The sequence below is a fragment of the Falsiroseomonas sp. RANM36 genome, from assembly GCF_056682175.1.
Genome location: NZ_JBWXTD010000003.1, coordinates 641,927 through 652,838 on the forward strand (window position 1 = coordinate 641,927; position 10,912 = coordinate 652,838).

General features: G+C 71.8%; 11 protein-coding genes. 7 read left to right on the top strand and 4 right to left on the bottom strand.

Going from position 1 to position 10,912, the window contains the following annotated elements:
- The 3 genes from AC1MIR_RS07845 to AC1MIR_RS07855 form a co-directional block, all read left to right on the top strand.
- Window positions 1–562: ABC transporter ATP-binding protein (locus AC1MIR_RS07845; RefSeq protein WP_480027619.1), on the top strand; the 562-nt coding region annotated here is incomplete at its 5' end.
- Window positions 559–1,884: an ABC transporter permease gene (locus tag AC1MIR_RS07850; RefSeq protein WP_480027620.1), complete on the top strand. Its 1,326-nt coding sequence runs from the start codon at window positions 559–561 to the stop codon at window positions 1,882–1,884. The genes AC1MIR_RS07845 and AC1MIR_RS07850, both read left to right, overlap by 4 nt.
- A gap of 82 nt (window positions 1,885–1,966) precedes the next feature.
- A complete protein-coding gene (locus AC1MIR_RS07855) occupies window positions 1,967–2,764 on the top strand; it encodes a class II aldolase/adducin family protein (RefSeq protein WP_480027621.1) in 798 nt (265 codons plus the stop codon).
- A gap of 60 nt (window positions 2,765–2,824) precedes the next feature.
- Here AC1MIR_RS07855 and AC1MIR_RS07860 read toward each other — a convergent pair whose 3' ends face one another.
- Window positions 2,825–3,472, bottom strand: coding sequence for a hypothetical protein (locus AC1MIR_RS07860; RefSeq protein ID WP_480027622.1), 648 nt, complete (start codon window positions 3,470–3,472; stop codon window positions 2,825–2,827).
- Between the two features lie 35 nt (window positions 3,473–3,507).
- Between AC1MIR_RS07860 and AC1MIR_RS07865 the strand changes: the two genes are divergently transcribed.
- Window positions 3,508–4,338 carry an aldo/keto reductase gene (locus tag AC1MIR_RS07865; protein WP_480027623.1) on the top strand — a complete coding sequence of 277 codons (831 nt, stop codon included), beginning with the start codon at window positions 3,508–3,510 and terminating at the stop codon, window positions 4,336–4,338.
- 7 nt (window positions 4,339–4,345) lie between these two features.
- Here the strand turns inward: AC1MIR_RS07865 and AC1MIR_RS07870 are convergent, their stop codons facing one another.
- Genes AC1MIR_RS07870 through AC1MIR_RS07880 form a run of 3 tightly spaced genes read right to left on the bottom strand, consistent with a single transcriptional unit; the run spans window position 4,346 to window position 6,785 of the window.
- Window positions 4,346–4,810: an SAM-dependent methyltransferase gene (locus tag AC1MIR_RS07870; protein WP_480027624.1), complete on the bottom strand. Its 465-nt coding sequence runs from the start codon at window positions 4,808–4,810 to the stop codon at window positions 4,346–4,348.
- Window positions 4,807–6,204, bottom strand: a complete 1,398-nt coding sequence (locus AC1MIR_RS07875; protein ID WP_480027625.1) for a TRAP transporter large permease — start codon at window positions 6,202–6,204, stop codon at window positions 4,807–4,809. Before AC1MIR_RS07875 ends, AC1MIR_RS07870 begins: the two co-directional genes overlap by 4 nt.
- Window positions 6,205–6,233: 29 nt before the next feature.
- Complete coding sequence (locus tag AC1MIR_RS07880; RefSeq protein WP_480027626.1) at window positions 6,234–6,785, bottom strand: TRAP transporter small permease subunit; 552 nt, start codon at window positions 6,783–6,785, stop codon at window positions 6,234–6,236.
- A 191-nt stretch (window positions 6,786–6,976) separates the two neighbouring features.
- Here AC1MIR_RS07880 and AC1MIR_RS07885 point away from each other — a divergent pair, with 191 nt between their 5' ends.
- The 3 genes from AC1MIR_RS07885 to AC1MIR_RS07895 all read left to right on the top strand — a co-directional run bounded on the left by AC1MIR_RS07885 (window position 6,977) and on the right by AC1MIR_RS07895 (window position 10,763).
- Window positions 6,977–8,995 (top strand): proton-conducting transporter transmembrane domain-containing protein, encoded by a 2,019-nt coding sequence (locus tag AC1MIR_RS07885; RefSeq protein WP_480027627.1) that lies wholly within the window; start codon window positions 6,977–6,979, stop codon window positions 8,993–8,995.
- On the top strand, window positions 8,992–9,951 hold the full coding sequence (locus tag AC1MIR_RS07890; protein ID WP_480027628.1) for a respiratory chain complex I subunit 1 family protein: 960 nt from the start codon (window positions 8,992–8,994) through the stop codon (window positions 9,949–9,951). The genes AC1MIR_RS07885 and AC1MIR_RS07890 overlap by 4 nt, the downstream gene beginning before the upstream one ends.
- 149 nt (window positions 9,952–10,100) lie before the next feature.
- On the top strand, window positions 10,101–10,763 hold the full coding sequence (locus tag AC1MIR_RS07895; protein WP_480027629.1) for a hydrogenase-4 component E: 663 nt from the start codon (window positions 10,101–10,103) through the stop codon (window positions 10,761–10,763).
- The last annotated feature ends 149 nt before the right edge of the window (window positions 10,764–10,912 follow it).

A 10,912-nucleotide genomic window follows, 5' to 3' on the forward strand; every position in this document is an offset into this window, starting at 1 on the left:
CGGGCGCTACCGGCTGATGGGGGAGGACACCGCGGTGCTTTCGGCGGACCGGCTGGCGGCGCTGCGCTCCCGCCGGCGGGGATTCATCTTCCAGTCCTTCAACCTGCTGCCCCGGGTGGATGCGCTCGGCAATGTCGAGCTGCCGATGATCTATCGCGGCGGCGGCCGCCGCGCGCGGCGCGACCGGGCGGCCGAGGCGCTGGCGATGGTCGGTCTTGGCGAGCGGCTGCACCACCGTCCGAGCCAGCTTTCGGGCGGGCAGATGCAGCGCGTGGCCATCGCGCGCGCACTGGTCAACGGGCCGGACCTGCTGCTGGCGGACGAGCCGACGGGCGCCCTGGATTCGGTGACCGGCCTCGAGATCATGGCGCTGTTCCAGGCGCTGAACGTGGCGGGGGTCGCCGTCCTGATGGTGACGCACGATGCCGAGGTCGCGGCCTTCGCCGCGCGCACGCTGCGCTTCCGCGACGGGCGGCTGGTGTCCGACACCCGCCACGCCCCGCGCGACGCGGCGGAGGCGCTGGCGGCCATGCGGCCTGGCGCGCAGGGGATCGCCGCTTGACCGTCGATCGCCCCAGCCTGACCGACACGCCGAGCGCAACGCGTGCCGCGGCGCGCATCCTGCCGCCGCTGCCGCCGACGCGGCCCGGCATGGACCTTGGAGAGGCGCTCCGCGGAGCATTCTCCGCGCTGGCCGCGAACAAGCTGCGGGCGATGCTGACCGCGCTCGGCATCTTCATCGGCGTCGCGGCGGTGATCGCCACGGTCGGCGTCGGCGCCGGCGCGCGCGAGCAGGTGCTGGCGCAGATCCGCTCGCTCGGGTCGAACCTGCTCGTGGTCACGCCCGGCAGCTTCAACATGGGCGGCGTGCGGCTGGGTGCGGGGGCGCGGCAGAACCTCACCTGGGACGATGCGCGCGCGATCGAGCGCGACCTGCCCGCGGTCGAGGTCGCCGGCGCCTTCATCCGCAGTCAGCAGCAACTGGTCGCGCAGAACCAGAACTGGCCGACCTTCGTCCAGGGGATCGACCCCGAATACCTCGTGGCGCACGAATGGGGCCTGGCGTCGGGCCGCTTCTTCACGCCGGAGGAGGCGGCGGGCGGGCGCAAGGTGGCGCTGCTCGGCGCGACGGTCGCCCAGAACCTGTTCGGCGACGAGGACCCGGTGGGGCGGCAGGTGCGCATCCGCACCACGCCCTTCGAGGTGGTGGGCGTGCTGGCCTCCAAGGGCGAGGGGCAGGGCGGCTGGGACCAGGACGACATCGTGCTGATCCCCTTCTGGACCGCGCGAAGGTCCATCATGGGCGCCTCCCGCGCCTGGTTCCGCTCGGTCAACGCGATCAGCGTGAAGGTGCATGAGGGCGAGGACCTGAAGCTGGTGGAGGAACAGCTCCGCGCGCTGTTCCGCCAGCGCCACCGCGTGGTCGCCAACGAGCCCGACACGGTGAACATCCGCAACCTGGCGGAGGTTGCGGCGACGCGCGACGCCTCGGCCCGGACCCTCTCCACCCTGCTTGCCGCCGTCGCCGCCGTGTCGTTGCTGGTGGGCGGCATCGGCGTGATGAACATCATGCTGGTGAGCGTGACGGAGCGCACGCGGGAGATCGGCCTGCGGCTGGCGGTGGGCGCGCGGCGGCGCGACATCCTCTGGCAGTTCCTGCTGGAGGCCGTGACGCTGGCGCTGCTCGGCGGCGCGGCGGGGGTCGCGGCGGGGATCGGCGTGTCGCAGCTGATGTCGCAATGGGCCGGCTGGCCGGTGCTGATCCAGTGGGACGCGGTGGCGCTGGCCGTCGCGGTTTCCGGCCTGACGGGCCTGTTCTTCGGCTTCTGGCCGGCGCGGCGCGCGGCTATGCTCGATCCGATCCAGGCGCTGCGCACGGAGTAGCGCGCGGCCCGCCTTGCCGGCCGCGGCATCTGCGCGATAACACCGCCGGGAACCCAGCCGCCCGATACGGAGGAAAGCCCCGATGCCCGAAAGCGCCGCCGACCGCTTCCGCATTCCCTCGCTGCGCGACCGCGTCAGCCCCGAGGAATGGAATGCCCGGGTGGACCTCGCCGCCTGCTACCGGCTGCTCGAGATCTACGGCATGGCCGACATGGGCGCGAACCACGTCTCGCTGGCCGTGCCCGGCGAGGAAGGCGCCTTCCTGATCAACTCCTACGGGATGCTGTACGAGGAGATCACCGCCTCCTCCCTCACCAAGATCGACATCCACGGCAATGTCCTGATGAAGCCGGAATTCCCGGATGGGCTGAACTACGGTGTGAACCGCGCCGGCTTCGTGATCCACGGCGCGATCCACCAGGCTAAGCCGGAATACAAGTGCGTGATCCATACCCATACCTGGCCGGGCATGGCCGTCAGCAGCCTGGAATGCGGCCTGCTGCCCATGAACCAGACCGCGATGCGCTTCGCCAGGATCGGCTACCACGACTATGAGGGCGTGGTGCTGGACGTCGCGATGCAGGAGAAGCTGGTGCACGACCTGGCCGACTTCCCGGCCCTGATCCTGCGCAACCACGGGCTGCTGACGGTCGGGCGCACCATCGGCGAGGCCTTCAACTGGATGCATCGCCTGGAACTGTCCTGCAAGGCGCAGCTGGCGGCCCAGGCGACCGGCCAGAAGATCATCCAGGTGCCGCAGAAGGTGGTGGAGGAGACCTGGAACAACTACCAGCCCGGCACCCGTCGCCCCTATGGCGTGATGGAATGGCCGGCGCTGCTGCGGAAGCTCGACCGGCTGGACCCCAGCTACAGGACGTAAGGGGCTTCCGCGGGATTGCTGCCGCCCTTTCCCCACGCCTTTCGGGGAGAGCGCGCGCGCTCAGTTTCCGAACAGACGCTGCATCCGCAGCAACATCTCCGGCAGGGAAAGCCCGGTCTGCGGCGCCGCGCCGGGGCCGCTGCCCTCCGGCACGCGCGCGCGATAGCGCGCCAACGCATCGCGCGTGCGCTCCAGCCGCAGTTCCACCGGCTCGGCGCTGGTGGACCCGGCGCCGAAGCCGACCATCCGCACCAGCGCGGTCTGGGCGGTCGGCAGTTCCTCCGCGGCGCGGGCCATGTCGTCCGGTTTCGGCGCGCAGATCAGGTTCCGGCCTTCGAGGGTGCAGGGCATCTCGAAGAACCGGTTGGGCGGAAAGCGCAGCTGCGCCGTGCCGGTCAGCGCCAGCAGGCCGCGCCCCGCGGCCTCCAGGCTGAGGTCGCGCGCGGTCACCACCGGCACCAGCTTGCCGCCGCGATCCTGCACTTCCAGCAGCAGGGAGGAGCCGGCGGCGGCCTGGGCGCGCTCCACCGGATCGCGGTGGCGCAGCTGGCAGTCGGCGCGGTCGGTCATGCGGTCCGCAAGGCAGGAGAGGCGCCAGGAGCCGATCTCCTCCGGCGGCACGGCGGCGGGCGTGCTGGTCTGCGCCGCGGCGGCGGTGGCCATTCCGATGCCGGCGAGGATCGCGAGGATGTTGGCGCGCGCTGTCATGCGCGGAAAGATAGGGGATTCGGAGGGCAGGTTCCATGACCACGGTGCGGTTTCCGGATGGCACGGAGGTGCCGGCGCTCGGCCAGGGCACCTGGCACATGGGCGAGCGCGGCAGCGACCGGCGGCGGGAGGCGGATGCGCTGCGTCTCGGACTCGATCTCGGCCTGACGCTGATCGACACGGCGGAGATGTATGCCGAGGGCGGCGCCGAGGAGGTGGTGGCGGAGGCCATCGCCGGAAGGCGGGACCAGGCCTTCCTCGTCTCCAAGGTCTATCCGCACAATGCCTCGCGCACGAAGCTGCCGCGCGCGCTGGACGCGTCGCTGCGGCGGCTGCGGGTGGACACGATCGATCTCTACCTGCTGCACTGGCGCGGCTCCGTCCCGCTGGCGGAGACCGTGGAGGCCATGGAGCGCGCGAGGACGGACGGAAAAATCGCGCGCTGGGGCGTGAGCAACCTTGACGTGGACGACCTGGAGGAGCTCGGCCCCGCGCTGAAGGACTGCGCGACGGACCAGGTGCTGTGGAACCTGGAGGCGCGCGGCGTGGAGTTCGACCTGCTGCCCTTCTGCGCGAAGCGCCGCATGCCCGTGATGGCCTATTCGCCGGTCGGCCAGGGGGGCGCGCTGCTGCGGCACCGCGCGCTGGCGGAAATCGCCGCCCGCCATCGCGCGACGCCGGCGCAGGTGGCGCTGGCCTTCGTGCTGGCGAAGCCCGGCGTGATCGCGATTCCGAAGGCGGCCGACCCGCAGCATCTGCGCGACAACGCCAAGGCGCGCGACCTGCAGCTGACCGAGCAGGATTTTCGCGCGCTGGACGCCGCCTTCCCGCCGCCGAAGCGCAAGCGGTCGCTGGCGATGCTGTAGCCGGGAGCTACCAGTAGCCTTCCATGATCTCCCGCGCCCAGTCCGGCTCGCGCACTGCGCCGCGCGGGTCGAAGCCGGTCATGTGCGGCTTGATGTCGAGCACCGGGGTGCCGTCGATCGCGTCCAGTCCCTGCACGCGCAGCGTCAGCCCCTCCACGCCCAGCAGCCGGCAGGTCGTCACGCCGATGCGGTTCGGCCGCGGCGAGCCGCGCTGCGCGAGGATGCCGACGCGCGGCCAGTCCGTGCGGCCGCGCGGGTGGCGGGCGTTACGCTCCAGCTTCGCCGGGTCCAGCCGGTCGAAGACGAAGACCACGACGACATGGCTGAAGCTGTCGAGGCCGAGCGCCGCATCCGGGCCGAGCTGCGCCGGGTCCAGCACGATCTCCGCCGTCACCGAGTCCCACGCATCGTCCACGGGTTCGGCGCGCCCGCCGCGCACGAAGCCGATGGGAGCAATGTCCGAAAGACTCATTGGAAGATCGGCACCTGGGGCGTGTCCGGCATGGCGGGGGGCGGGGGCAGGTCGATGATGACGGTGCTCGGGTCCACCTTCGGGCCGCGGTCGAGCCAGTAGGTCACGCTCTCCGGCCAGAAGATGACGATCGCCACCAGCAGCAGCTGCAGGCCGAGCCAGGGGATGGCGCCGAGATAGATGTCCTTGGTCAGCACTTCCTTCGGCGCGATGCCGCGCAGGTAGAACAGCGCGAAGCCGAAGGGCGGGTGCATGAAGCTGGTCTGCATGTTGATGCAGATCAGCACGCCGAACCACACCAGGTCGATGCCGAGATTCTTCGCCACCGGCGCGAGCAGCGGGATGACGATGAAGGCGATCTCGAAGAAGTCGAGGAAGAAGGCCAGCAGGAAGATGAAGACGTTGACGAAGATCAGGAAGCCCGTGGCGCCGCCCGGCAGGTAGGACAGCAGGTGCTCGATCCAGATGCCGCCATCCACGCCCTGGAACACCAGGCTGAACACGGTGGCGCCGATCAGGATGTAGATCACCATCGCCGTGATGCGCGTGGTGTTGGCCATCGCCTGTCGCACCAGTGGCCAGCTCAGGCGGCGGTTGATCGCCGCCAGCACCACCGCGCCGACGACGCCCATGGCACCCGCCTCGGTCGGCGTCGCCAGGCCCATGAAGATGGTGCCGAGCACCATGAAGATCAGCACGATGGAGGGCACCATGCCCTTCAGCACGCGCCACCACAGCCGCCAGTCGCGCGGCACCAGCGCCTCGGGCGGCAGGGGCGGGACCTTGTGCGGCTGAAAGATCGCGACCAGCCAGATGAAGATCAGGAAAAGGCCGATCTGCAGGAAGCTCGGCCCGATCGCGCCGGCATACATGTCGCCGACCGACTGGCCGAGCTGGTCGCCGAGCACGATCAGCACGAGGGAGGGCGGGATCACCTGCGTGATGGTCCCGCTCGCCGCGATCACGCCGGTCGCGATCCGCATGTCGTAGCCGTAGCGCATCATGATCGGCAGGCTGATCATGCCCATGGCGATGACCGACGCCGCCACGGTGCCCGTGATGGCGCCGAGGATCGCGCCCACGATGATCACGGCATAGGCCAGCCCGCCCGGGATCTTGCCGAAGAGCTGCCCGGTGCCCTCCAGCAGGTCCTCCGCCAGGCCGCAGCGTTCCAGGATGGCGCCCATCAGCGTGAAGAACGGGATCGCCAGCAGCAGGTCGTTGGACAGGATGTTGAAGACGCGCAGCGGCAGGTTGTTGAGGAAGGCCTCCGGGAACAGCCCGATCTCGATGGACAGGAACCCGAAGAACAGCCCAACCGCGGCCAGCGAGAAGGCGGCCGGGAAGCCGAACAGCAGGAACAGGATGAGGCCGCCGAACATCAGCGGCGGCATCAGATCCTCGGACGGGAAGCCGAACAGCGTCACTGCTCGGGCCGGGCGTAGGAGGCGTGGATGCGCCCTTCGGGCACATGGATGCCGCGCAGCAGCGCCACGCGCTTGATCAGCTCCGAGACGCCCTGCAGCGTGATCAACGCGAAACCCAGCGGCATCAGGATCTTCACGGGCCAGCGGATCAGCCCGCCGGGGGAGGAGGAGGTCTCGGCCCGCACCCAGGATTCCACGAAGAAGGGCCATGTCATCCAGGCCAGCAGGGCCATCGCGGGCAGCAGGAAAAGGCTGATCCCGATCACGTCCACCCAGATCCGCCGCCGCTCCGGCAAGGCGCCGTACAGCACGTCCACTCGCACATGCTCGTTGCGGAACAGCGTGTAGCTGCCGCCGAGCATCACCACCGCGGCGAAGAGGTACCACTGCGCCTCCAGCCAGGCGTTGGAGCCCAGCGAGAAGCCGTAGCGCAGGGAGGCATTGCCGGCCGACAGCACGCAGGCCAGCAGCACGCACCAATCCGCCACGCGCCCGAGGCGCGCGTTGATCGAATCGATAAGACGGCTGAAGGCGAGCAGGGCGCCCATGGGCCTTGGCGGTTCTCCCGACGGCGGGCGCCCCGGGCGCCGCGATGCGGGCCACTTAGCGCCGGGGGGCGCGGATGGAAAGCTTGCGGGCCGGGCTGCGCGCGAATGAAGGCTTCTTCAAGAGGGCGCCCCTTCTGCCCGGTCCCCGCGGCCCGTAAGCTCGCCCGCGTGCCGATGCTGCCTCCCGCCCCGTGCTGACGGCGATCCTCCTCACCCTGCTCGGGCTGGTGCTGCTGGCGCTGGCCATGCCGGTGCTGGCCGGACGGCCGATCGCCGCGCGGCTGGTTCATGGCGGCTCGGCGCTGGCCTCGGCGGTCTTCGCGGCGGTGGCGGTCGCCGCCCTGGCGGGCGATGGCGCGCCGGTGGTGGCGCTGCCCTTCGGCACCCCCTTCGGACCCTTGCTGGTGGCGCTCGACGGACTTTCGGCCTGGTTCCTGCTGCTGCTCGGCCTGGCCGGGCTCTGCGCCTCCGTCTTCGCGCTGGCGCATGAGGATGCGGCGCCGGCGCGGGCGCTGCTGGCCTATCCGCTGTTCCTGGCCGGCATGGCGCTGACCCTGCTGGCCGCGGATGGCGTGACCCTGCTGCTCGGCTTCGAGGCGATGTCGCTCGCCACCTGGGCGCTGGTGGCGTCCGACCATGCGAAGCCCGAGAACCGCCGCGCCGCGCGCCTCTACCTGGTGTTTGCGGCGCTGGCAGCAGTCTGCCTGGTGCCGGCGCTTGGGCTGATGGCCGGGCCCGGCGGCGACCTCGCCTTCGCGGCGATCCGCGAGGCGCCGCCGGAGGGCTGGCGGGCGGCGCTGATCCTGGCGCTGGTGGTCGCCGGCGCCGGGGCCAAGGCCGGGCTGGTGCCGCTGCATGCCTGGCTGCCGCTCGCCCATCCCGCGGCGCCGAGCCACGTCTCGGCGCTGATGTCGGCGGCGATGACCAAGGTCGCGCTGTATGTGGCGGCACGGCTGCTGCTCGATCTCGGCGGGCCGGCGCAGCCGGTGTGGTGGGGTGTGCCGCTGGTGGCGCTGGGGGCGGCGTCGGCGGTGCTCGGCGCGCTGCGGGCGAACATCGAAGACGAGGGCAAGACGCTGCTCGCCTGCTCCACCATCGAGAATGTGGGGCTGGTCGCGGTCGGGCTCGGGCTGGCGGCCTGCTTCCGCGCGGCCGATCTCGGCGCGCTGGCCGCACTCGCGGCGGGGGCGGCGCTGCTGCATGCGCTGAACCACGGCGTGTTCAAGACGCTGCTCTTCCTTGGCATGGGCGAGGTCGCGCATGGCGCGGGATCGCGACTGCTGGACCGGCTCGGCGGCCTGGTCCATGCGATGCCCTGGACGGCGGCCTGCATGCTGGTCGGCGCCGGCGCGGCGGCGAGCCTGCCGCCGCTTTCCGGCTTCGCGAGCGAATGGCTGCTGCTGCAGGCGCTGATCGCGGCCTGGCGCGTCGGCGACCTGACGGTGCAGATGCTGGTGCTCGTTGCCGCGGCGATGGTCGCGCTGGCCGCGGCGCTGGCGGCGGCGGCGATGGTGCGGCTGTTCGGGCTGGTCTTCCTCGGCCGGCCGCGCTCGCCGCGCGGGGCGGGGGCGCATGACGGCGCCGGGCCCGCGCGCCTCGCGCTGCTGCTGCCGGCGGGGCTGACGGTGCTGCTCGGTCTGCTGCCGGGGCCGATGCTGGCGCTTGGCGGCGGCGGGCAGACGCTGCTGGCCGGGCAGGCGATGGAGGGGCGCGCGGGCCTCGCCTTCGTGGCGGTGGGCGACGGCGCGGCGGCCTATTGGCCGCTCGGCGCCGCGCTGCTGTTGGCGCTCGGCCTGCTCGCCGTCTGGCTGCTGGTGAAGCGCGGCAAGGCCGAGCCGGCGCGCGGCCCGGCCTGGGATTGCGGCTTCGCCGCGCCGCCGCAGCACCTGCCCTTCGGCGATCCGCTGACGCAGCCGAGCGCGGCCGGCATGGGCCAGCCGCTGCGGCGCATGCTCGCCCAGCCCGTGCTGGCGGTGACAGAGCGGGTGGAGATGCCGGAGCCCGGCACGGTGGCGCCGGCGCGGATCGCCATGTCCTTCGGCGACCCCGCCTTCGCGCTGCTGCTGGCGCCGCTCGCCACCGCGCGCGATGCAGTGGTGGCGCGGACGGAAAAGCTGCGCGACCTCTCCATCCGGCAATGCCTGATGCTGCCCTTCGCCGCGCTGGTCGCGCTGCTGCTGCTTGTGGCGTGGTTGGAGGGCGGCGCGTGATCGCCGTCGCCGCCGTACTGACACAGCTGCTGCATCTCGCGCTGGTGCTGGTGGCGGCGCCGCTGGTGGTCGGCGGCGTGCGCTGGCTGAAGGCGCGCATGATGGGCCGCATCGGCCCGCATCCGCTGCAGCCCTGGCGCGATCTGCAAAAGCTGCTGCGCAAGCGCCCGGTGCTGGCGGAGAATGCCAGCTGGATCAGCCGCGCCGCGCCCTATGTCGCGGTGGCCGCTGCGCTGGCGGCGCTGGCGCTGGTGCCGAGCTTTTCGCGCGCGATGCTCTTCGCCCCGATGTCGGACCTGCTGCTGATCGCGGGCCTGCTGGCGCTCGGGCGTGTCGCGCTGGCGCTCGCCGGCATGGATGTCGGCACGGCCTTCGGGGGGCTCGGCGCGGCGCGCGAAATGTCCTTCGCGGCGTTGGCCGAGCCGGCGCTGCTGCTGGTCGCGCTGAGCTTCGCGATCCTGGCCGGCACCACCGGCCTCGAGCAGATCGCCGCCACCTTCCAGGACGGCGCGGTGGGGCTGCGCGTCTCGCTGGTGCTGGCGCTGATCGCGCTGTGTGCCGTGGCGGTGGCGGAGAATGCGCGCATCCCGGTGGACAATCCGGCGACGCATCTGGAACTGACGATGGTGCATGAGGCGATGATCCTCGAAGCCTCCGGCCGGCACCTCGCGCTGTGGGAAGCCGCATCGGCGCTGCGGCTGACGCTGTGGCTCGCGCTCATCGTCGCGGTGTTCCTGCCCTTCGGCACGGCGCCGGCGGGGTTTGCGCCGCTGGGCTGGGTGCTGGGACTGGTGGCGTGGGTCGCGAAGATGGCTGTGCTGTGCTTCGCCCTGGCCGCCTTCGAAAGCGCCATCGCCAAGATGCGCGTCTTCCGCGTGCCGGAGTTCTTGGGGGTGGCGCTTCTGCTGGGATTGCTGGGAGCGATTCTGCTGTTCGTGTCGACGAGGCTGGCGTGACCGCGCCCGACCGGAGATGGCGGTTTGCGAAGCAAACCGAGGCCGCGAACGCGGCCCGCGCCCAAACCAGCCGTGATGCCCGGCGCGCCAGTGGCTGGCGCGAAGGCAAGGCCGCGGATGCGGCCGCCCGCCGTTTGAGGGCGTCATAGATGGGCACACCTGCCTACGACGTCTCGCACCTGATCGGCGGCGGCGTGCTGCTGCTGTCCTTCGTGATGCTATACCAGCGGCGCATCGGCGCCGTGATCAATGCCTTCGCCGTGCAGGGCGCGCTGCTGGCCTGCGCCGCGGCGTGGCAGGGCTGGGTGCAGGCGGCGCCGGAACTCTACCTCACCGCCGTCATCGCCTTCGGCGCCAAGGCCGTCGCGATCCCGCTGGCGCTGCGCCTTCTGGTCGGGCGGCTCGGGCTGCACAAGGCGGTGGAGACCTCGCTCGGCATCGGCGCCTCGCTCGCCGCTGCCATCGGGCTGGTCGGCCTCTCGGTGCTGGTGGTCCTGCCGGTGACCGCCGGCGGCGCGACGCCGCTGGCGCGGGTGGACCTCACCATCGCGCTCTCGGTCGTGCTGCTGGGGATGCTGGCGATGATCGCGCGGCGCAACGCGATCAGCCAGGTGATCGGCCTGCTGACGCTGGAGAACGGGCTGATCCTGGCGGCCGTGGGCGTCGCCGGGATGCCGCTGGTGGTGGAGCTTTCGACCGCGGCGCTGGTGCTGATGGTCGCGCTGGTCGCGGCGGTCGTCGTGTTCCAGATCCGCGACCGGCTGGATACGCTCGATACGCATGTGCTCGACCGGGCGCGGGGCGACTCATGAGCTGTTCGCTGGCGCGCGATGCGGCCCGGGAACCGGGCCGAGCGGCCGAATGGCCGCCGCCGCCAGTGCCGCGCCCACCAGGCGCCCCGCCAGCGCCGCGCCCACCCCCCCCCCCCCACCCCGCACCCCGTAGGGGGTGGGCCCGCCGC

Bases quoted from the DNA above. Each gene is read 5' to 3' on its own strand.
- AC1MIR_RS07860 (WP_480027622.1), bottom strand. From the start codon at position 3,472: ATGACAGCGCGCGCCAACATCCTCGCGATCCTCGCCGGCATCGGAATG.
- AC1MIR_RS07865 (WP_480027623.1), top strand. From the start codon at position 3,508: ATGACCACGGTGCGGTTTCCGGATGGCACGGAGGTGCCGGCGCTCGGC.
- AC1MIR_RS07855 (WP_480027621.1), top strand. From the start codon at position 1,967: ATGCCCGAAAGCGCCGCCGACCGCTTCCGCATTCCCTCGCTGCGCGAC.
- AC1MIR_RS07880 (WP_480027626.1), bottom strand. From the start codon at position 6,785: ATGGGCGCCCTGCTCGCCTTCAGCCGTCTTATCGATTCGATCAACGCG.
- AC1MIR_RS07875 (WP_480027625.1), bottom strand. From the start codon at position 6,204: ATGCCGCCGCTGATGTTCGGCGGCCTCATCCTGTTCCTGCTGTTCGGC.
- AC1MIR_RS07895 (WP_480027629.1), top strand. From the start codon at position 10,101: ATGGGCACACCTGCCTACGACGTCTCGCACCTGATCGGCGGCGGCGTG.
- AC1MIR_RS07870 (WP_480027624.1), bottom strand. From the start codon at position 4,810: ATGAGTCTTTCGGACATTGCTCCCATCGGCTTCGTGCGCGGCGGGCGC.